Consider the following 19,613-nt stretch of genomic DNA (forward strand, 5'->3'; position numbering starts at 1 on the left):
AGCAGGCGCCGGTCCAGGTGGCCAGGATCTTCTGTAACGCGCGCAGAACCGCGTAGAGGGTCAGGCCGGCGCAGGGACTTTTGGGTCGAGGCGGAGCATGGTGCAGAAGGCCTGGGCGAGGGCGGCCAGGGTCACGTGCCGGTGCCAGCCGAGGTAGCTGCGGCCTTCGAAGTGGTCCAGGCCGAGGCCGTCCTTGAGCTCACGGTAGTCGTGCTCGACCCGCCAGCGGATCTTGGCGATACGGACGAGTTCGCGTAGCGGGGTGCCGGCGGGCAGGGTGGAGAGCCAGTAGTCGGTGGGCTCGGCGGCGCCGGGTGGCCATTCGGCCAGCAGCCAGCACTCGGGCAGACTGCCGTCCAGGTCACGGGGGATGTCGCGGTTGGCCGGGCGCACGCGCATGGCCACGAAGCGCGAGCGCATGTCGGCCCGTGGGTTGCGCGGACCGCTCTTGGTGCCCTGGCGCCAGGTGACGGTGCGGGCGGCGCCCCGCCCGGCGGCCAGGACGAGGTCACGCAGGGTGCTGTGCGGCATCGGGTAGGCGGGCCGGGGCGGGCGGCCGCGGCCGCTGTAGGGCGGACGCTCGGGCAACGCCTCACCGGGGTAGGCGGTGGTGGTTCCTTTGACGGCGACCGCGTAGGCGAGACCGCGTTCGGTCAGGCCCAGGCGGAAGCCGGTGGCATCGCCGTAACCGGCATCGGCGACCACCGGCAGACCGGGCAGTTCCCACTGGCCGCGGACCTCGTCGAGCATCTCCAGCGCCTGGCGCCACTTCTCCTTGTGGCGGACCTGGTCGGGGATGCCCGCCCGCTGGCGGCGTCGGCGGATCGCCTCGGCCAGCAGCGGGTCGTCCCCGGATGCGGCGTCGTCCCAGCTGTCGGGGATGAACAGCCGCCAGTTGACGGCCGCTGAGGCGTGGTCGCTGACCAAGTTGACACTGACCGCTATCTGGCAGTTTCCGCGCTTGCCCAAGGCGCCGCAGTACATCCGGGCCACCCCAGGGGAGTCGTACCCGTCCTTTGGGAAGCCCGTGTCGTCGATCGCATACGCCTCCGGGGTGATGTGCGCCGCTGCCCACCGCGAGACCCGGCGCCGCACCTCGACGTAGTCCCAGGTGGAGGAGGAGATGAACTGCTGCAGCTGCTGGTGGTCCACGCCCAGACGCTCGGCCATCGGCTGCATCGACTTGCGCTTGCCGTCCAGCATCAGCCCACGCACGTACAGCTCGCCCTTGGCCCGCTGGTCCCGGCGTTTCACCGTGCCGAGCATCTCGGCTGCGAACGCCTCCAAGCGGGGGCGGATCTCGTCCATCTCCTCAGGTGTCACACCTGACAGGACATCACGAGACTACCTCGGAACGATCAACCAGGGTACGTAACAAAGCCCTACTAGGGGGGTCCGCGCGCGGAGTCAGTACTTCATGGGAGAGGAAACCAGGGACGCGGGACTCGCGGCAGGGGCAAGCGCTTCGGTCAGACCTGTTGGCGCTTCACTCGCTGACCATGGCGTCGACGAGAGCCGTCAGCGCCGAGGTGAGCCGCGAGAATCCCGGGCCCGTGGGGCCTCCCGGTTCGGTCATGTACGTGTCCCGCCGGATCTCCACCATCAGGGCGGTGACCCGCGGATCCCTCTCGTAGTAGCGCAGCGGGACGTACGCGCCGGAGAACGGACTGTCGATCGCGACGCCGCTCAGGCTCGCGAACGCCTTCTCCGCGAGGGCGACCAGCTCGGGTGGGGTGTGAAAGGAGTCGGTCCCCAGACAGACCTGCGGTCGCGGACCGTCGCCGTGCAGTTCGTACGGCATCCGGGCCGCCGGATACGAGTGGACGTCGACGATCACCGCCCGCCCGGCGACGGCGAGCCGGTCCGCCACCGCCGCCGTCATGGCGGCCGCGTACGGGTGGAAGTAGCGGTCGATCAGTGGTCGCGGGTCGATTTCGGCGGACCGCAGAGGTGCGCGATGGGTCGTCCGTGTGTAGACGGCGCCCATCCCGACGGACAGCATCTCCTCCCGTTCGTCGGGAAAGCGTTCGGGATCGACCACCAGTCGGGACAGTCGGTTCACGAACCGCCACGGCGTGACCACGGCCGCACGCGCCGCGGCCGCGGCCAGCTCCGCGGTGTGCGCGTCCGTGATGTGGTTCAACTCCCGCTCCAGCGCCGCGTCGTCGAGCGCGATGCCGGCGCGCACCGGCGCCGGAATGCGTCGCGAGGAGTGCGGGACGTGCAGGATGACGGGGGAGTCGGGGGCACCGGGCAGGAGCTCGAAGGAGTCGGCCGCCCCGTCGGGACCGGGGGCACCGTGGGGTCCGGTAGCCCTGTCGGGACCGGGAGCCCCCTCGCCGTCAGGAGTGGCGTTGTGGTCAGGAGTCTGGTTCACGTGAGATTCCTATCGCAGCCCGGCTCCCGGCCGCGCGCATCAGTGCACTCCGCCACCGCCGTGGCGCGCGTAGTGCTCGATCAGGGCCGCCCGGGTCGTCTCCAGCCGGTGCGCGAGGATCGCGGCGATCGTCCGGGTCAGCGACAACTCCAGCGCCGGATCCTGCGCGCAGAGCGTGCGCACCTCCGCGGCATCGAACTCGTACGCGCGTACAGGACTGAACGCCTCGGCGCCGAAGTCCCAGTGGTGCGGCGGGAACAGCCATGACCAGCCGAGCAGATCGCCGGGACCCAGTGTCGCCACGGAAATGCGTCGCTCCCCGACGACCTTTTGGTACAGGGAGACCGTTCCGGAGCGGACCACCCAGAAGCGGTCCGCGGTTCCCCCTGCCTCGAAGATCTTTCCGTCCGCCGGGAAGGAGACCTCCCGGGCCAGGGACATCAGTCGTTCCCGATGGTCGGGGGCGAGGGCGGGCAGCAGCCGGAAAGCAGTGGGCATCGCGGACCTCCGTCGCACCGCCGCAGGGCCCCGTGGACGCGACGGCACATGTCGTACCGGTATATCCCGTCACCCTCCATTGGACCGGCAACCACGGAATTCGTCGCGCCGGGGGACCGGATCGAGGCCGTGCGCCCTTCCGCGGGCCGCTCAGGACAGCGGTTGTTCGGCCCAGATGACCTTCCCGGCCTGGGTGTAGCGGGTGCCCCACCGCTCGGCGAGCTGGGCGACGAGGAACAGGCCGCGCCCGCCCTCGTCCGTGGTGGCCGCGTACCGCAGGCGGGGTGAGGTGCTGCTGCTGTCGGAGACCTCGCAGATCAGACTGCGGTCACGCAGCACGCGGACCTGGATGGTGCCGCTCCCGTAGCGGATCGCGTTGGTGACCAGTTCGCTGAGGATCAGCTCGGTGGTGAACGCCATGTCGTCCAGGTCCCACTCCGCCAGCTGCCGGGTGACCGAGGCGCGTACCTCTGCGACGGCCGCCGGTTCGGACGGTACCTCCCACTCGGCGATGTGCTCGCCGCCGAGCGCGCGGGTGCCCGCGACGATCAGGGCGATGTCGTCGCTCGGCCGGGCCGGGAGCAGGGCGTCGAGGGCGGCCTGGCAGGTGTCCTCCGGTGACCGGTCGGTCCCCGCGAGGGCGGCGCGCAGGAGCTCGAGTCCCTCGTCGATGTCCCGTTCCCGGTGCTCGACGAGCCCGTCGGTGTAGAGCACCAGGCGGCTGCCCTCCTCCAGCTTGAGCTCCGCCGTCTCGAACGGCAGACCCCCGAGCCCCAGCGGGGGCCCGGCGGGCACGTCGGGAAACTCCACGCTGCCGTCGGGCCGGACCAGCGCCGGGGGCGGATGGCCGGCCCGGGCGACGGTGCAGAGCTGGGAGGTCGGGTCGTAGACGGCGTACAGGCAGGTGGCGCCGGTGATCGCGGCGCTGCTGTCCGCCGCCGCCTCGTCCTGGTCGATGCGGCCGACCAGCTCGTCGAGGAGCCCGAGGATCTCGTCGGGCGGCAGGTCCAGGGCGGAGAAGTTGTGGACGGCGGTTCGCAGGCGTCCCATCGTGGCCGCCGCGTGCAGTCCGTGGCCGACGACATCGCCTACGACGACCGCGACCCGGGCGCCGGACAGCGGCAGCACGTCGAACCAGTCCCCGCCCACTCCCGCCTGCGCCGGAAGGTAACGGTAGGCGATGTCCAGGGCGCTCTGCTCGGGGAGGTTGCGCGGCAGCAGACTGCGCTGCAGCGTCACGGCCATGGTGTGCTCGCGCGTGTAGCGGCGCGCGTTGTCGATGGAGACGGCGGCACGGGCGACCAGTTCCTCGGCGAGGGCCAGCTCCTCCTCGTCGAAGGGCTCGGGCTTCTGGGAGCGCCAGAAGTTGACGACGCCCATCACCAGGGGGCCCACCCGCAGGGGCACGGTGATCAGCGAGTGGATGCCGTAGTCCACGACCTGCGTCGTGCGTTCCAGGTCCTGGGCGAGCCAGCCGGGGGCCTCTTCGAGGTCGGGCTCGACGACGGCCTCGCCCGTGCGCAGGCTCCGGGCCTGGGGGGTGGAGGCGATGAAGCGGATCTTCTCGCCCACCGGGTAGAGCGGGGCGTCCTTGCGGATTCCGCTGCTCGCGGTACGGCGCAGCTCGGTGACCCCGTCGGGCTCCTGCCCGTTCAGAACGGCGTCCGCCAGGTCCACGGTCGTGAAGTCCGCGAACCGCGGAACGGCCACCTCCGCCAGCGTCTCGGCGGTGCGGGTCACGTCCAGGCTGGTACCGACGCCCACCCCGATGTCGTACAGGAGCTTGAGGCGCTCGCGGGCCACCTCGGCCCGGCCGGACAGCGCGCGCAGCTCGGTCGAGTCGCGCAGGGTGGCGACACTGCCGGGCGGGCCGCCCTGGAGGTCGGTGGGCCGCTGGTTGATGGCCAGCAGCCGGTCCCCGACCAGGTGCACCTCGTCGGTGGCCACCCGTCCCGAGGCCAGCAGCTCGGCGGTGTCCGCCTCGAGGCCGAGTTCCAGGACATGCCGGCCCTCGGCGTCGGAGGGCAGATCGAGCAGGCGCTGGGCCTCGTCGTTGGCGAGCAGCAGCCGTCCCTCGCCGCCGGCGATGATCACTCCCTCCCGCACGGCGTGCAGCACCGCGTCGTGGTGCTCGTACATCCGGGTCATCTCGTACGGGCCCAGGCCGTGCGTCTGGCGCATCAGGCGCCGGCTCACGAGCGCCGTCCCGGCGGTGGCCAGGGCGAGCGCCGCGGCCGCGGCACCCAGCAGGAGGGGCAGCTGCCGGTTCGCCGCACCGCCCACGCTGGCGGTCGTGATACCGGCCGACACCATGCCCACGACCTTGCCGTCGGGCGCCTCGATGGGAACCGTGGCCTGCACCAGCGGCCCGATGGTCCCGTTGATCTCCTCGGTGATGGACTGGCCGGCCAGCACGGGCGCGATGTTCCCGACGAACTTCTTTCCGATCCGGTCCTGTTTGGGGTGGGTGTAGCGGATCCCGTCGGTGTTCATCACGACGATGAAGTCCATGTGGGACCGCTTGCGGGCGGCCTCGGCCCGCGGCTGCAGCTCGAGCGTGGGGTGGGGGCTGCTCAGCGCCTCGCGGGTGCCGGGCGCGTTGGCGAACGTCTCCGCGACGGCCAGCGAACGGTTACGGGCCTCCTGCGTGCTGTCGTGCCGCACCTGCAGCACCAGCGCCACCACCGCGGAGACGATCAGCAGCAGCACGATCGCCACTTGCAGCACGAACACCTGGCCCGCGACACTGCGCCCGCCCAGTGCGGAGCGCGATCCCGACGCGGGTCCGCGCCGCGTGCGCGGACCGCCTGGGCGAGGGGTCGACTGAGCCCGGGATCGACCCAAGAGTCGGACCATGTGCCTATGTCTACACTGCCGGGCGCCCCGAGGCGAGGGGCATCACGTGGTGTGGCAGAGGCCGGTCAGGACCCCGTGGTGCGGGCCGCTCGGATAGTGATGCTGTCGGGCTGTTCCGGCCGCATCATGGAGGTGGGTCGATATGACCGCATATGTATCTCTGACGTGTCTCGGGTACGGGAGGTCGTCATGCACAGTCCGGACCGCTACCGGTTGGTCTTCACCCATCAGGAATCAGGCGTCGGCGTCATCACCGACGAGGTGGTGGTCGAGCGGACCGACTCCTTTGGGCCGGGTGGGAACCCGGTGTACTCGGACCCCACCGGCATCCTCCGCGCCGAGATCAGCGCGGCGGGGGAAGTGCGGATGCTGGCCAGCGGCGGTTACCAGTCGCCGATGGTGCCCACCGCCGAACCACTGTCCTGACCGCCTGCCCTCGTCCGCGACCGGCCGGTCGCGGGCCAGGTCAGCACGGCCAGGGCACCGAGGGTGAGCACTCCGCCCACCAGGAACGTCCCGCGCACCCCGGCGACGTGGAGCAGGGCGCCCCCGGTCAACGCGCCCGCCGCGACCCCCGCGTTGAAGGCGGCCGAGTTCGAGGCGAGGGCCAGTTCCGTTCGCCCGGGCGCGACTTGGAGGACCTGACTCTGCGTGGCCATGAAGACGGGGCCCACGGAGGCGCCCAGCAGCATCAGCAGGGCGACGGCCGCAGCTTGGCTGCGCCCACCGCCCAGGTAGAGGCCGAGCAGGGCCACCGCCTGGGTCGCCACGGGGACCGTCAGGGTTCCGCGCGGGAAGCGGTCGAGGAGCGGGCCGGCCGCCGAGACGCCCGCGATGCCCGCCACGCCGAACGCCAGCAGTACGGCGCTCACCGAATCCCTGGAGAAACCGCTCACCTCGTCGAGGAAGGCGACGACGTACGTGAATCCCGCGAAGGCGCCGGTCACCGACAACGCGGTGGTCGCCAGCACCACGGCGAACCGGCGGGCGTCGGGAGTCGTCCCGTACGCCGCGTGCCCTTCCTCGGGACGCGAGGTCGGCAGCAGGACGGCGACGGCGACGAGCGCGACGAGGCCGAGCCCCCCGAGCACCAGGAAGGGCGCCCGCCAGCCGCCGTGCCCGCCCAGCCAGGTACCGGCCGGAACCCCGAGCACCGTGGCGAGCGAGCCCCCGACGGACAGCAGCCCGATCACCCGCCCGCGCCGTTCGGGCGGGTACAACCCCACGGCGACCGGGCCCATCACCGCCCAGAACAGCGCCTGGGCCAGCGCGGTCGCGATCCGTGCCGCGAGCAGGAATCCGTACGACAGGCCGCCCAGGGCCGACATCCAGCTGGCCAGCACGAGCAGTCCCAGCAGGCCCGACAGCACATGGCGGCGCGGGATCGACCGGGTCACGTGCGTGACGGGCAGCGAGACGACGGCCACGGTCAGGCCGTAGCCGGTGACGAGCAGTCCGACGGAGGCGAGCGACACACGCAGGTCGTCCGCGATGAGCGGGAGCAACCCGACGGGCAGATTCTCCGTGGTGTTGAAGGTGAACGCGGCCAGCATGAGCGCGGCCACGACGGCGGCCCTGCGCCAGGCGGTGAGACGTACGCTCGCCATCCACGAGCCTTTCTGCGAAGTGTTGTTGAAGCGCTTGTCGAGGCGGTCTGTCGAGCGGTGTGTTTGAGGGGCGGTGAGGGGGCGAGGGGTGGCCGGACGCGGCCACGGGCCAGCGTGCGGCGTCCTCGTGCGGCCCACTACTCTTTCGGCTGGAGCCGAATCGCTCGCCCAAAGCCCCGTGAGCCCGTCGCAGGCTCGACGGAGGTTCCCCGGAGGCCGTTTTGCCGCTGACCCTGCACCTTGGCACCGACGATCTGACGCGCTGCCGGTTCGCGGTGTCCCCGCTCTGCCAGACGCACGAGGCGCTGCGCATGCTGCGGCGCCCGGACCGGCACGCCTTCCACCGCGACTGGCTGCGCCGCGTCCGCGACGTCCTGGCGGGCCTGGACCTGGCGGAGCTGTGGCTGTTCATCCCGCGCAAGGGCGGCTACACCCCGGACTTCCTGGGCCCTCCGCCGCGGACGCCGAACGCCTCCTTCGACGAGGAGCTGGCCCTGATGCGCGCCACCGACCCCGCCATGGCCCGTACGGAGCTGGCGCGTTCGCTCGCCTGCACACCCGGCGCCGCCGCAACGCCGTACGGCCGTAAGGCGCTGGAGGACCCGGCGGGCACCGTGCGACGCCTCGCCGACCTCACCGAGCGGGCCTGGCACGCGCTGCTCGCTCCGGACTGGCCCCGCCACCAGGCCCTTCTGGAGGCCGATATCGCCTACCGCTCACGGCAGTTGGCGGACGGCGGCCTCGAAGCGCTCTTCGGCGATCTGCATCCGGAGGTCGAGTGGGTGGACGACACCCTCACCCTGCGCATGTACGCCGACCTGAAGGAGGCGCAGGGGCCCGACGGGCGGGGCGTGCTGCTGATGCCCAGTGTCTTCGTACGGCCGGATGTGGTGAGCGGCTTCGCCCGGCCCTGGCAGCCGACGGTGATCTATCCGGCCCGGGGCGCGGGTGGCCCGAAGGCCGGGGCCGCTCCCGCCGAGGCGCCCGCCGTCCTGGCCCGGCTGCTCGGACCCCACCGTGCCGCCGTCCTTGTCGGCCTCGACGGCCCCGCCTCGACCACGACCCTGGCGAACCGACACGATCTGGCCCCCTCGTCCGTCTCGGCCCACCTCTTGGTGCTGCGCGAGGCCGGACTGCTGGTGTCGCACCGACAGGGGCAGTACGTCCTCTACGAACGCACGGCGCTGGGGGACGCGCTGGCGGCCAGGGGCCGGTGAACCGTCCGGCGTCCTGGGAGATCAGATACCCGGCGGGTGAGTTATCCGGCGCCCTTGGAAGTGACGGTGAAGTGCGCTCCGTCGGGGTCGGTCAGGATGGCCTCGGTCGAGCCGACGCCCTGCTGGTGGGCCGTGCCACCATGGGCGCGCGTGGCCCGGGCGGCGGCCTCCACGTCGTCGACGGTGAAGTGGATCTGCCAGTGCGGCCGGATCGTCGGGTCGGGCGCCGCTCCGATGGCGCCGGAGTGGATACGGGCCACGACGTCGCCCCGGCTGCGCAGTACGACCTCGTTGTCCTCGTAGTGGACCTCGCAGGACCCGGGGGCGGAGGAGGCCCACTCCAGGACCTCCGCGTAGAAGATGGCGGCGTCGAAGGCGTCGCGGGTGTGCAGCCGTACGAAGACCGGTGCCGCGCGGCGCCACTCCTCCCAGCCGGCCACCAGCTCGCCCTCCCAGATGCCGAACACCGCTCCGTCCCGGTCGGCCAGCAGCGCCGCCCGCCCCGGCGGGAACGAGATCGGCCCCACCGCCGTCGTACCCCCGCGCTCCTGACTGCGGGACACCGTCTCGTCCGCACTCGCCACCGCGAAATACGGGGTCCACGTGGCCATTCCCGGTCCGAAGTCGGACATCGCCGAGACTCCCGCGACCGGCACCCCGTTGACCCGTGCGAAACGGTACTTCCTGCCCATTTTGCCCGCGTGCCACTCCCAGCCCAGTACGGCGTGGTAGAAATCCTGCGCGGCCCGCAGATCGCGTGTGGCCAGGCTGACCCAGCAGGGCGCTCCGAACACCGAGTGGCTGGAGACAACCGCACGGGCGAGTGTTCCGTCGCTCTTCATCGCTGCACCGTCCTGACCTCACTGGTCGGCAGCGGCTGGACGCGAGTACTCCGGGGTGTCGGTGGCATACGCCCGGCGACCGACACCCGCCCAGCCCGGGGAGGCCTTCCGCACCGGAAGGCCTCCGACGGCTCAGGAGCACCTGCGGATCCGCTGTCCCATCAGTTCCAGCATCCCCCGCGTCGGCCTCCCGCGCACCATGCAGGTGCATAAGCGGGCATAAACGGACCTATCCTAGGGGTCGCTCAAAGGTCAGGAGCAGCCCCTCCACCGCGCCGGGGCCTATGCGGCCCTTGACGTCGGCGGACGTGATCGCCTTGAGCGCCCAGCCGTCCCCGGCGTGCTTGTTCAGAACCTTCTCCAGCTTGTCGCTGTCCAGCGCGTCGCCGATGAGTGACTCCCGGAAGGTGACGACCTTGTACTCGTACGTGTAAGCGTTGCTCATGACTGCGGGATTCTCCTGCGGTTCGAACGGCATGGCCTGGCCCACCCAATCACTGTTCGTCGCCGTCGCACAGGGGAGGGCCCGGTCCGTACGGATACCTTTGTTGAAGCTTCACGGAGGGCCGGTTTCAGGGCGTTGGTGAAGGACCGGCCGGGCGGAGGGGACTCATGGACAAGGCGCGGAGCAGCGGCCACATAGGCACCACCGGAGACGAAGGGGGCGTCGACGGCTTCGCCGGGTTACGGACGCGCGACTTCGGCTATCTCGACGAGGGCGGCCACACCTACCTCGACCACACGGGCGCGGGGCTCCCGCCGCGCTCGCTCGTCACGGGCAGTGCCGAACGCCTCATCACCGGGTTATTCGGCAACCCGCACTCCGAGAGCCCGGCCTCCCGTGCCTCGGGACTCCTGCTCGCCGAGGCCCGCCGTGCCGTGCTCCGGCACTTCGACGCCGATCCCGCCGAGTACGCCGTGATCTTCACGCCCAATGCCACGGGCGCGCTGCGCCTGGTCGGCGAGGCGTATCCGTTCGCGCGCGGGAGCAGGCTGGTGATGTCGCTGGACAACCACAACTCGGTCAACGGTCTGCGCGAGTACGCGCGAGCCAGGGGAGCCGCGACAGCGTACGTCCCGGTGAGCGGGACCGGCCTGCGGATCGACGAGGAACGGCTGTGGGAGGCGCTCAGCGCGCGCGGACGCGGTGCCGGGCGCCACCTGAGCCGCCTGAGCCGAAGGGGAGGCCCCGGTCTCCTGGGCCGGCCGGGCGGGGCGGGCCTGCCGGGGCGGCGAGGCGGCCCAGGGCCGCGCGGGCTGCTGGCCTACCCGGCCCAGAGCAACTTCACCGGTGTCCAGCATCCGCTGGAGTGGATCGCGCGGGCGCAGGAGCACGGCTACGACGTCCTGCTCGACGCGGCCGCCTTCGTGCCGACGAACCCGCTCGACCTCAGCCGTTTCCACCCGGACTTCACCGTGGTCAGCTGGTACAAGGTCTTCGGCCACCCCACCGGCATCGGCAGTCTGATCGCCCGCCGGGAGGCCCTCGCCAAGCTGCGCCGGCCCTGGTTCTCCGGTGGCACGATCTACGCGGTCAGCGCCCAGGCGCAGTGGCACGTCCTCGCGGACGACGAGGCGGCCTTCGAGGACGGCACGGTGAACTTCCTGTCCGTCCCGGACGTCACCGCCGGGCTGGAGTGGATCGACCGCCTCGGCATGGACCGGGTGCACGCCCACGTCGCCGCCCTCACCGGCCGGCTGCTCGCCGGCCTAGGGACGTTGCGCCACAGCGACGGTTCCCCGATGGTCCGCGTGTACGGCCCCCTGGACGCCGGGGCGGCCCGGGGCGGCACGGTCGCGCTGAACCTGCTGGGAGCGGACGGCCGGATCGTCGATGAACGCGTCGTCACCCGTGACAGCGCCGCGCGCGGCATCTCGCTGCGGACCGGATGTTTCTGCAACCCGGGTGCCGGCGAGGCGGCGTTCGCTCTCCCGCTGCGCCGGCTGCGCTCGGCCGCGGGCAGGCAACTCGGTTCGACGGAGGAGTACTTGAGCCTGCTGCAGCTGCCCTCGGCGGGTGCCGTCCGCATCTCCCTGGGCGTGTCGTCCCAGCCGAGGGACATCGAGACGTTCCTGACGTTCGTGACACAGACCTACCGCGACCGGGTGCCGGGGGTGGCAGGTCTGGCGGCTCGGGTGGGGTGCTGAGGGTCTGCCGGGGGTGACAGTCGAGCAGGGCCCGTGAAGGGGCCGCCGGGCCCGCCGCTCAGCGTCCCGCCCGGCTCCGCACCGCGCCCTGCCGGCACTTGCGCACCAGGACCGCCCACGTCACCGCCAGGAACAGCACGGTGAACCCCGCCAGGATCAACCAGCCGCGGCTCGCCGGATGACCGAACGAGTCCCCGTACGAGTCCAGCAACGGCGGTCCCAGGGGCGACGCGCCCGTGCCCCACAACGACTCCAGACCGACCCCGCTGCCGAGTGCCTCGAACGCCCACCGGTTGGTCATGGCCCAGCTGATCGCCTCCCCGGCGCCGGTCATCCGCGGCACCGGTACGAACGCCCCCGAGAACAGCACCTGCGGGAAGCACAGCAGCGGCAGCATCAGCGTCGCCTGGCCCGGCTCCGTCACCGCGGCCGAGGCGAGCAGCCCCAGCGCGAGGGCCGCCGCCGAGGCCAGCACGCTGGAGACGAACAGCGAACCGTACGTGCCCCACCCGGCCGCCGGCAGCCGGTCCAGCGCCCTCAGCACGACCAGCAGCAGTACGTCGGCCACCGCGAGCACCGGCAGCATGGTGGTCAGCTTCGACGCGACGTAGGGGCCGATCCGCAGCCCGGCCAGCCATTCCCGGCGCAGCACGGGCAACTCGGTGCAGATCTGCAGCAGACCGTACGTCAGCCCGAAGAAGAACGCCCCGAACGCGATCCAGAACATGATCATCGCGGTCGATCCAGGGTCCGGCGCCGCGCGATCGAATGCTCCCGCCCGGAACAGCACCGCGAACATGGCCACGATCATCACCGGCGAACCGGCGAGCACGGTGACGGAGAGCCGGTTGTGCAGCAGCAGCGCGGTACCGCGACGGGTGAGCAGCGCCCATTGCCGCACGGCACCAACTCGTCGTACCGGCGGGAGATCTGACGGTACGCCGGTGGCATACACCGCCGACGGATCCGCGCGCTCGACCCGTACTCCTTCCGCCACCGCCTCGTACACCTCCTCGACCGTGCCCACCCCGAACGCCCCGCACAGCGCCCCCGGTTCACCGGCGTACGCGACCTCGCCGCCGGGGGAGAGGAACACCACCTGGTCGCCGCGGAGCAGGTCGGCGAGGGTGTGGGTGGTCAGGACGACGGTGGTGCCGTCCTCGGCCAGCGCACGCAGGGTCCGCAGCAGGGCGGCGCCGGTCACCGGATCGAGCCCGGAGGTGGGCTCGTCGAGGAAGAGAACCCGGGGGCGGGTGAGCAACTCGGCGGCGATACTGGCCCGTTTGCGCTCCCCGCCGCTCAGCGCGCGCACGGGCGTCGCCGCCCGGGAGGAGAGACCGAGAGCCTCCAGGACCCGGTCCACGCTCGCGGCGACGGCCTCGGGCGTCGTGCCCGGCGGCATGCGCAGACCCGCCGCGTACACCAGAGTCCGGCGCAGCGGCAACTCGCGGTGGATGATGTCCTCCTGCGGCACGAATCCGAACTCCGGCCCAGGTGCACCCGGTTGGGTCCCGTCGTGCAGGACGGTCCCTTCCGTCGGCGCGCGCAGGCCGGCGAGCGTCTGCAACAGGATCGTCTTGCCCGCCCCGCTGCTCCCGGCGATCACCGTGAGCCGCCCGGGCGCGAGGTCGAGGGACACGTCGTGCAGGACACTCCCCGCACCGCGTATGCGCTGCCCGACCGAACGCGCCTGGATACGCAGGCCGTTGACCGAGGTGACGGAGGCTTCGGCGGACGAGGGTGGCTGCATGGGCGTCGGCATGGGTGCAGCATGCCAGTAGGTGCCACGCCGCGCGGCCTGACCGTACGGGCACGCCCACCGGGAGGACGGGGCGCGGTGCGCGGCCTACCCGGGCGTCGCGAACCCCGGAGACCGGGCGGGCTCCGGGCGGTGGACGCCGCGCGGCCGATATCCGAGCCGGTCCGCCACCCCCACCAGATCCGCCAGCAGCCATACGATCGCGAGCCACATCTCGGTGCCCTGGAGCCCCGGCTCCCGTCCCGGACCCGCACCGCCCTCGCCCGCCGGACCAAAACCGAACCCTGCGCCGTCCCGCCACCGCCCCAGCGCCCGCGTCAACCGCTCCCCGGCCCAGGCCCGTACCTCGGCCTCCCGATGCCCGCTGCGCCGTCCCGCGAGCCACAGGGGATGCGCCACGTCCAGCACGTTGCAGGCGTTCTCCCGGCCGGTCGCGAACCAGCGCTGATCGCGGCCATGGGCCAGTACGGTGTCCACGACCCGCTCCGCGTACGGCACATCGAGCCCGAACTGGGCGTAGGAGCCCCGGGTCAGCCGGTAGTAGCCGTTGACCAGCTGCAACCGGCCCGCGACGGGCGACTCGGCCGCGCCCCACATTCCCGTCCACGGGTCCACCCGTGTGGTGAGCCAGCCGAACAGCGCCTCCAGCGTGCCCGGTTCCCCGCCCTCGACGCCGAGCTCCAGATTGCGATGGGCGCCTGTCGCCCAGCAGTCCACCCACGCACCGGCGGACCAGGTGCGCGTCCGCCACGGCAGCGAGTCCAGCCGTGCGAGCAGCTGATTGGCCGTCATGCGCCGTACCACGTGCACCGGTTGGGCGAGGTGGGAGCCCAGCAGGTCCAGGGCGTAGCCGACGGCCAGCACGTGGTACTCGGCGGTGCCGTCATCGATCCAGCCGTCGGCGGCCGGGTCGGGCAGTACCCCCGGACCGCCGTCCGGTGTGCACTCGGGCACCAGCCCACTGCCGGGATCCTGCAGGGCCCGTAGGCGCTCGGCGTGTTCCTCGGCGGCCAGCTGCTCCGGAGGCGAGCCCAGCAGCAGGTCGGCGATCTCGACGGCGTCACAGTGCGCTCGGACGGTCACGGGAGCGCCCGGCCGGTCGACATAGCGACCGGTGTCGGGGTTCCAGCAACGGGCGATGAGATCGGCGGCCTGCGCCCGGGCCCGATCGGCGAACCGGGCGACGGCGTCCCCCAAGCCGTCTGACAGGTCATCCGGGAGGCCGCCTGACGCGTCACCCGCGAGGCCACCTGACAGATCTCCCAGGAGGCCGCCTGACGCGACCCCCGCGAGGCCACCTTGCACGCTGCCCGAGAGGCCGCCCGGCAGATCGCCAGGGACCACTCGGTCCCGCCGTGGTCCGGCCTGGGCGCGGCGATCGCGCAACGGGCGGGCCGGGTTGCCCGCCGCGACCGTCCACGGCGCCAGATCCTTGGTGACGACCGCACCCGCGCCCACCACACAGTGGTCGCCGATCGTCACCCCGTCCAGGACGACGACGTGCGAGCCGATCCACACGTCGTCGCCGACGGTGATGCCCTTGCTGGTGAGCGGCTGCCGGTGCACCGGCAGGTCGGGGGCGAAGCCGTGGTTGAAGCCGAGCAGCGAACTGTGCGCGCCGACCCGGACCCCGTCGCCGAGCGTGATCCGGCCCCGGACGGTGGCATACGGGTTGACCGTGCAGTCGTCGCCCGCGGTCACCTCACCGGTGACGTAGGCATGCCCGGCGATGTAGGAGCGCGCGCCGAGGCGCAGTGTGTCGGTGAAGATCCCGGCGGCCGGAGATACGTAACAGCGCGGCCCGAGGCGCGCGCCTGATTCCGCCAGCTGCCGCTGGTGCGCGTCCTGCGCGGCCCGCTGCCCGGCGGAGGCGCGATCCGCGAAATCCCAGGGGCAGTAGTCGAAGTAGGCGTCGTCGGGGGCGGTTTCCGCGTCCATTGCACGGGAGTCTAGAGAGCGCTTGCTGCCCGGGCAATGCCTGTCAATGCCTGTCAATGCCTGTCGATGTCAGTGGCACGCGATGCGGCCGACGTCGGCGGGAATCCGCCCGGGCCGCGGCCGCACACCCCGTGATGGTGTACCGCCGCAGCCCGGAACACTCCGTGAGACCCGCGCCGGAGCGCACACGAGCTCCCCCATACCCGTGGCACGACGGCCGGTCCGCACGTCGTGTCGTGATCCTGCAATCCCGGGCCATCCATGTCAACTGATCTAGTCGCGTACGGCTATTGGAGTATCTGCCGCTCTGGTCGGCCGGGCTCGGCAACCGCTAAGGTCTCGGAAGCCGACGAGCAGTTCGCGCCCCCCGTCCGACACCAGGAGACCTGCCGGTGAGAGAAACGCGCCCGGCGCTCGCCGAGACCCTCAGTCGTATCGGCTCCCTCGTCGGCGACGGGCGCAGCCGCGACGACGTGCTCGACGTGGCACACCTCTCGAACGAAAGCGGCGTTCCTCAAGACGTCGTCAGGATGCTCCTGGACGGCGAGGAGCCCCCCGCCGAGGACGTCACCGACCGGATCATCCGCCGCATCGTCCACCTGCGCGAGACACGCCTGCGCCCCGACGGGACCCGGCACTCCTACGACGAGATCGCCGCCTCCTACGGGGCCTCTCGGGCATCCCTGTCGAACCTCGTCAACAGCCGCCGTAAGACGCCCTCTCAGCAGACGCCCTCGCGGGAGAGTGCCTCGCAGCGGACGGCGGAGCGGCGCCCGGCCCGCTCCGGCGGCCCGTTGGCATCCACCCAGGCCGGCATCGAGACGTTCTTCTTCGGCCAGCCCAACGGCTGGCTCTCCGCCGAACCGCGGGCCTCTCTCGACAACGCGCTCCAGCCCATCCTGCACGGCCTGGAGCGGCAGGCGGCCGATCCGATGGCTCGGCTGCGCAGCACCCACGGGCTGCGGGAGTTGGCCGCGCGCACCGCAATTGGCCGAAGACGAGCTTCAGTTGGTGACTGACTGGATCGACACCATCCTGCAGCGCAGAAACGCTCAGAGGGCGCAGAGTTCAGGAACGGACAGTCCGCACACCGAAACGCGCCGATCGTGAGGACACCCGGTCGTACGCGGGCACGATGCCGCCCGAGGCGGGAAGTTCAGGCCGCGCCCTCCGTCGGGCGCAGCCACCGGACGGTGTCCTGTGACCGGGCCGGACCGGGTCCAGAGCGCGTCGGACGCGCCAGGTCCGGATGGGTGTGTATCCCGCTTGATCGCCATTTGATCCCCCGCAGCTTGCTGCACACCGCAGAGCCTGGCGCGGCCGACAAGGCACCAGGTTTGGCATATTTGCAGGCCGAGTTGGGCGTACCTTCGGCCGGGTGGGTGCAGACAGGGTGGGATCGGCGGGCGCCGTGCGACGGTGCCCCATGCTGAAGTTCGCGGGGGAGAGCGGTGCGCACAGGCAGAGCCAAGGAGATGCGGAACCTGATCGACTGGTTGGCCGACGGAGTGAGCCTCCCCGTACCCGCCGCTCCTGACGCGCTGTTCGACGCGCCACGGGACTGTGGCTCGACATGCCGGACCACGACATCGTCCTCGTGGACAAGCGGGCAGTGGTGCGCACACGCTCATCGGCCATTCCCGGCCGGTCGGCATCTTCACGTGAAACCTGTCGCGCCTGACGCGCCGCGGCGGACGGTTGAGCAAGGTCTGCCGTCCGTTCACTCCCTGCAACAGAAAAGAGTGCACCCTATGTCGTCGTCTGCCAGAACTGCCTCCCGCCGCACCGCGGTGGTCATCGGAGGGGGTATGACGGGCATGCTCGCCGCAGCCGTGCTCGCCGACTTCGCAGACGTGCGGATCATCGAACGCGATGTGCTGCCCGACGGCCCTCACCCCCGCAAGGGACTGCCGCAGGCCCGCCATGCCCATGTGCTGTGGTCCGGCGGCGTGAAAGCCCTCGATGACCTTCTGCCCGGTATCGTCGGCGAACTCGTCGACCAGGGCGCCCACACACCGCGCATCATGACCGACCTCGTGTCCAAGGCCCCCTCGGGGCAGTGGTTCCGCAGGTTCACCCAGGCCCGCCACACGAGCCTCCTGTGCAGCCGTGACCTCCTCGACGCCGTGATCCGCGCCAGGGTCCTGCGGGACCACCGCATCACCCTCCTCCAGCAGACCGAACTGCTCGCCCTGGTGGGCGACGGGGACCGGGTGACCGGCGTCCGTGTACGCGCGGACCAGTCCGAAACGTCCATCACGGCCGACCTGGTGATCGACGCGAGCGGTCGTGCCAGCCGCGCCCCCGTCTGGCTGGGGGAACTCGGACTTCCTCCGGTTCACGAGCGCACGGTCGACGCCGGTATCGGCTACGCCAGCAGGATCTACCGCGCACCCGGCAGCGCCGGGGCCGGTTTTCCCATCGTCAACGTCCAGGCCGATCCCCGTCGGATCCCCGGCCGCGGCGGCATCATCGTCCCCATAGAGGGCGGCCGATGGCTCGTGACGCTCTGCGGATCCCGTGGCGGGCAGCCCAGCAGCGACAACGACGAGTTCATGCCCTTCGCCCTGAGCCTGCCGCACCCCGTCATCGGCGAACTGCTGGCGAACGCCGAACCCGAGACCGACGTCATCACCACTCGTAGTACCGCCAACAAGCGGAGATACTACGAGAAGGCCACCCGCTGGCCCGATGGCTTCGCCGTACTCGGGGACGCCGTCGCCGGCTACAACCCCGTCTACGGCCACGGGCTGAGCGCCGCCGCCCAGAGCGTGATCGCCCTGCGCCGCGTCCTGCGGCAACAGGACCTCGGCGCACCCGGCACCGCCCGGCGTGTCCAAAGAGCCGCGGCGCGGCCGGTCGAGAACGCCTGGAGCCTGGCCGTGGGCCAGGACGTGTTCTACCCGGACGCCAGCGACCAGCCTCCCACCCGGCTCGAGAGGACCCTCGCCGCCTTCGTCGACAAAGCCGTCGACGCCGGCTCACGCAACCCCCACGCCCTGCGCATCCTCCTGGACGTGATGAGCATGGAAAAACCGCCCGCCCGACTGCTCATGCCCGACATGCTGGCGCTCGTCTACCTCGGCCGGAAGACACCGCCCCTGGAAGGCCCGCCGCTGACGAAGCACGAGCGCGAAGCCACCGCCACCTGAACTCACCCCCGCCCAGGGGCAGTCGTGCGTCCCCGCTCCCGTCGGCCGTCAGGAGCCGACGGCGAGCCACGGCATCGGGTCGGTGTAGGTTCCGTCGACGAGTACCTCGAAGTGGAGGTGCGGACCGGTCGACAGACCGGTCGAGCCGACGAACCCGATCACGGTTCCGGCCTCGACGCTCTGGCCCGAGGTGACCTGAAGGACCGACAGGTGGTTGTACGTCGTCTCCACCCGCCTTCCGCCGACGGTGCCGTGATCGATCACGATGCGGTTGCCGTAGGCCTTGGTCATGGCCGCGAACACGACCTGCCCCTGCCGTGCGGCGGATATCGGGGCCCCTTGCGGCGCGGCGAAGTCCACGCCCGTGTGCAGCTTGGTCACTCCTGTGAGGGGGTGTTGGCGGGTGCCGAAGGGTGAGGTGACCACGAGGGAGGTGAGCGGCGGTGCCAGCACCGCCTTCGCCGTCCCGCTGCCGGAACTACCGGTGTCCACCCGGTCGTACGTCTTGTATCGGGGGAACAGGGCCTTGACCTCGGTGACGTACGTCCGCGCCTTCGTGGGGACGTGCCCCGCCCGGGTCACCGGGTCCGTGCCCACCGTGTAGGCGGCGAGGGTGAGGTCGAGGAGCTCTCCGGTGACCGTTCCATGGGCTCTGAGACGAGTGACCTTCTCGGCGAGAGCGCAGTCCTCGCGGGCGAGCGCCATGATGGCGTCCACCGGGTCGCGCGGCGAGGACCGTTTGTTGCCGTCCTCGTCCTTGCCCCAGGTCCGCCACTGCGCGTCGGTGAACCCGGCGATCCCCGTCTCGCCCGAGAGCGTCGCGAAGTCGGTCTCCCAGCTGGAGCGTTGTTCGATCTGGGCCGCGAGGACGGACGGTTTCAAGGCCGGGCACGTCTTGGCCGCCGCGCGCAGCCAAGGGACATAGGCCTCCTCGACATGCTCGGCGACCGCGCCGTCCGCGACCACCGCGTTGTTCGTACTGGGGGTCGGTGACAGGAGCGTGGTCAACCGGCCCGTCGCCGTCATGAATCCGGCGACCCCCAGCACGGCGGTCAGCCCCGGCAGAGCCAGCAGCGTGAACGGACCGGGACGACGTCTGCGCCGAGTACGCCCGGCCCCGGACTCGGGCGGCGACTCGGGTGTACTGATGCTCACCAGGGGACGCTAGCGTTTCGTCCGCCGGACTTCAGGAGGAGCAGAGGCAAGGGCCCATGTCCGT

The 19,613-nt window shown here is 71.5% G+C and carries 15 protein-coding genes; 5 read left to right on the forward strand and 10 right to left on the reverse strand.

Annotated elements, in window-relative coordinates; genetic code table 11:
• Positions 1-60 precede the first annotated feature (60 nt).
• From OG819_RS32765 to OG819_RS32780, 4 genes are all read right to left on the reverse strand, one after another.
• Positions 61-1,308 carry an IS701 family transposase gene (locus OG819_RS32765; protein ID WP_266652542.1) on the reverse strand — a complete coding sequence of 416 codons (1,248 nt, stop codon included), beginning with the start codon at positions 1,306-1,308 and terminating at the stop codon, positions 61-63.
• Positions 1,309-1,486: 178 nt separating this feature from the next.
• A complete protein-coding gene (locus tag OG819_RS32770) occupies positions 1,487-2,257 on the reverse strand; it encodes an N-formylglutamate amidohydrolase (RefSeq protein WP_266652914.1) in 771 nt (256 codons plus the stop codon).
• A gap of 159 nt (positions 2,258-2,416) precedes the next feature.
• Positions 2,417-2,875, reverse strand: coding sequence for a cyclic nucleotide-binding domain-containing protein (locus OG819_RS32775; RefSeq protein ID WP_266652206.1), 459 nt, complete (start codon positions 2,873-2,875; stop codon positions 2,417-2,419).
• A gap of 150 nt (positions 2,876-3,025) precedes the next feature.
• Positions 3,026-5,731, reverse strand: coding sequence for a SpoIIE family protein phosphatase (locus OG819_RS32780; RefSeq protein ID WP_266652208.1), 2,706 nt, complete (start codon positions 5,729-5,731; stop codon positions 3,026-3,028).
• Positions 5,732-5,920: 189 nt separating this feature from the next.
• Between OG819_RS32780 and OG819_RS32785 the strand changes: the two genes are divergently transcribed.
• Entirely contained in the window at positions 5,921-6,157 is a 237-nt protein-coding gene (locus OG819_RS32785) for a DUF6296 family protein (RefSeq protein ID WP_266652210.1), read from the forward strand.
• Here the strand turns inward: OG819_RS32785 and OG819_RS32790 are convergent.
• Complete coding sequence (locus OG819_RS32790; RefSeq protein ID WP_266638664.1) at positions 6,115-7,338, reverse strand: MFS transporter; 1,224 nt, start codon at positions 7,336-7,338, stop codon at positions 6,115-6,117. The two genes, OG819_RS32785 and OG819_RS32790, sit on opposite strands and share 43 nt — an antisense overlap.
• Before the next feature lie 221 nt (positions 7,339-7,559).
• Between OG819_RS32790 and OG819_RS32795 the strand changes: the two genes are divergently transcribed.
• Positions 7,560-8,555, forward strand: coding sequence for a DUF5937 family protein (locus OG819_RS32795; RefSeq protein ID WP_266652212.1), 996 nt, complete (start codon positions 7,560-7,562; stop codon positions 8,553-8,555).
• A 41-nt stretch (positions 8,556-8,596) separates the two neighbouring features.
• Here the strand turns inward: OG819_RS32795 and OG819_RS32800 are convergent, their stop codons facing one another.
• Together OG819_RS32800 and OG819_RS32805 are read right to left on the reverse strand one after the other, a co-directional pair.
• Positions 8,597-9,397, reverse strand: a complete 801-nt coding sequence (locus OG819_RS32800) for a VOC family protein (protein WP_266638662.1) — start codon at positions 9,395-9,397, stop codon at positions 8,597-8,599.
• Between the two features lie 229 nt (positions 9,398-9,626).
• Positions 9,627-9,842 (reverse strand): DUF4177 domain-containing protein, encoded by a 216-nt coding sequence (locus tag OG819_RS32805; protein WP_060898994.1) that lies wholly within the window; start codon positions 9,840-9,842, stop codon positions 9,627-9,629.
• Positions 9,843-10,009: 167 nt separating this feature from the next.
• On the opposite strand from OG819_RS32805, the gene OG819_RS32810 reads away from it, so the two are divergent.
• Complete coding sequence (locus OG819_RS32810) at positions 10,010-11,545, forward strand: aminotransferase class V-fold PLP-dependent enzyme (RefSeq protein ID WP_266652214.1); 1,536 nt, start codon at positions 10,010-10,012, stop codon at positions 11,543-11,545.
• A 58-nt stretch (positions 11,546-11,603) separates the two neighbouring features.
• On the opposite strand, the gene OG819_RS32815 is transcribed toward OG819_RS32810, so the two are convergent.
• Both OG819_RS32815 and OG819_RS32820 read right to left on the reverse strand, forming a co-directional pair.
• Positions 11,604-13,307, reverse strand: coding sequence for an ATP-binding cassette domain-containing protein (locus OG819_RS32815; RefSeq protein ID WP_266638660.1), 1,704 nt, complete (start codon positions 13,305-13,307; stop codon positions 11,604-11,606).
• An 84-nt stretch (positions 13,308-13,391) separates the two neighbouring features.
• On the reverse strand, positions 13,392-15,242 hold the full coding sequence (locus tag OG819_RS32820) for an acyltransferase (RefSeq protein ID WP_266652216.1): 1,851 nt from the start codon (positions 15,240-15,242) through the stop codon (positions 13,392-13,394).
• A 392-nt stretch (positions 15,243-15,634) separates the two neighbouring features.
• Between OG819_RS32820 and OG819_RS32825 the strand changes: the two genes are divergently transcribed.
• Both OG819_RS32825 and OG819_RS32830 read left to right on the forward strand, forming a co-directional pair.
• Positions 15,635-16,261 carry a hypothetical protein gene (locus tag OG819_RS32825; RefSeq protein ID WP_266652218.1) on the forward strand — a complete coding sequence of 209 codons (627 nt, stop codon included), beginning with the start codon at positions 15,635-15,637 and terminating at the stop codon, positions 16,259-16,261.
• 732 nt (positions 16,262-16,993) lie between these two features.
• Positions 16,994-18,394, forward strand: coding sequence for an NAD(P)/FAD-dependent oxidoreductase (locus OG819_RS32830; protein ID WP_266638656.1), 1,401 nt, complete (start codon positions 16,994-16,996; stop codon positions 18,392-18,394).
• Between the two features lie 48 nt (positions 18,395-18,442).
• Here OG819_RS32830 and OG819_RS32835 read toward each other — a convergent pair whose 3' ends face one another.
• A complete protein-coding gene (locus tag OG819_RS32835) occupies positions 18,443-19,549 on the reverse strand; it encodes a M23 family metallopeptidase (protein ID WP_266652220.1) in 1,107 nt (368 codons plus the stop codon).
• Between the last annotated feature and the right edge of the window lie 64 nt (positions 19,550-19,613).

The sequence above is a fragment of the Streptomyces sp. NBC_01549 genome (assembly GCF_026339955.1).
GTDB lineage: Bacteria > Actinomycetota > Actinomycetes > Streptomycetales > Streptomycetaceae > Streptomyces.

What these genes read in the sequence shown, in the direction of transcription:
- OG819_RS32765 (WP_266652542.1), bottom strand. Translation starts at nt 1,308, where the DNA reads ATGGACGAGATCCGCCCCCGCTTGGAGGCGTTCGCAGCCGAGATGCTC.
- OG819_RS32775 (WP_266652206.1), bottom strand. Translation starts at nt 2,875, where the DNA reads ATGCCCACTGCTTTCCGGCTGCTGCCCGCCCTCGCCCCCGACCATCGG.
- OG819_RS32780 (WP_266652208.1), bottom strand. Translation starts at nt 5,731, where the DNA reads ATGGTCCGACTCTTGGGTCGATCCCGGGCTCAGTCGACCCCTCGCCCA.
- OG819_RS32785 (WP_266652210.1), top strand. Translation starts at nt 5,921, where the DNA reads ATGCACAGTCCGGACCGCTACCGGTTGGTCTTCACCCATCAGGAATCA.
- OG819_RS32790 (WP_266638664.1), bottom strand. Translation starts at nt 7,338, where the DNA reads ATGGCGAGCGTACGTCTCACCGCCTGGCGCAGGGCCGCCGTCGTGGCC.
- OG819_RS32800 (WP_266638662.1), bottom strand. Translation starts at nt 9,397, where the DNA reads ATGAAGAGCGACGGAACACTCGCCCGTGCGGTTGTCTCCAGCCACTCG.
- OG819_RS32805 (WP_060898994.1), bottom strand. Translation starts at nt 9,842, where the DNA reads ATGAGCAACGCTTACACGTACGAGTACAAGGTCGTCACCTTCCGGGAG.
- OG819_RS32810 (WP_266652214.1), top strand. Translation starts at nt 10,010, where the DNA reads ATGGACAAGGCGCGGAGCAGCGGCCACATAGGCACCACCGGAGACGAA.
- OG819_RS32815 (WP_266638660.1), bottom strand. Translation starts at nt 13,307, where the DNA reads ATGCCGACGCCCATGCAGCCACCCTCGTCCGCCGAAGCCTCCGTCACC.
- OG819_RS32820 (WP_266652216.1), bottom strand. Translation starts at nt 15,242, where the DNA reads ATGGACGCGGAAACCGCCCCCGACGACGCCTACTTCGACTACTGCCCC.
- OG819_RS32830 (WP_266638656.1), top strand. Translation starts at nt 16,994, where the DNA reads ATGTCGTCGTCTGCCAGAACTGCCTCCCGCCGCACCGCGGTGGTCATC.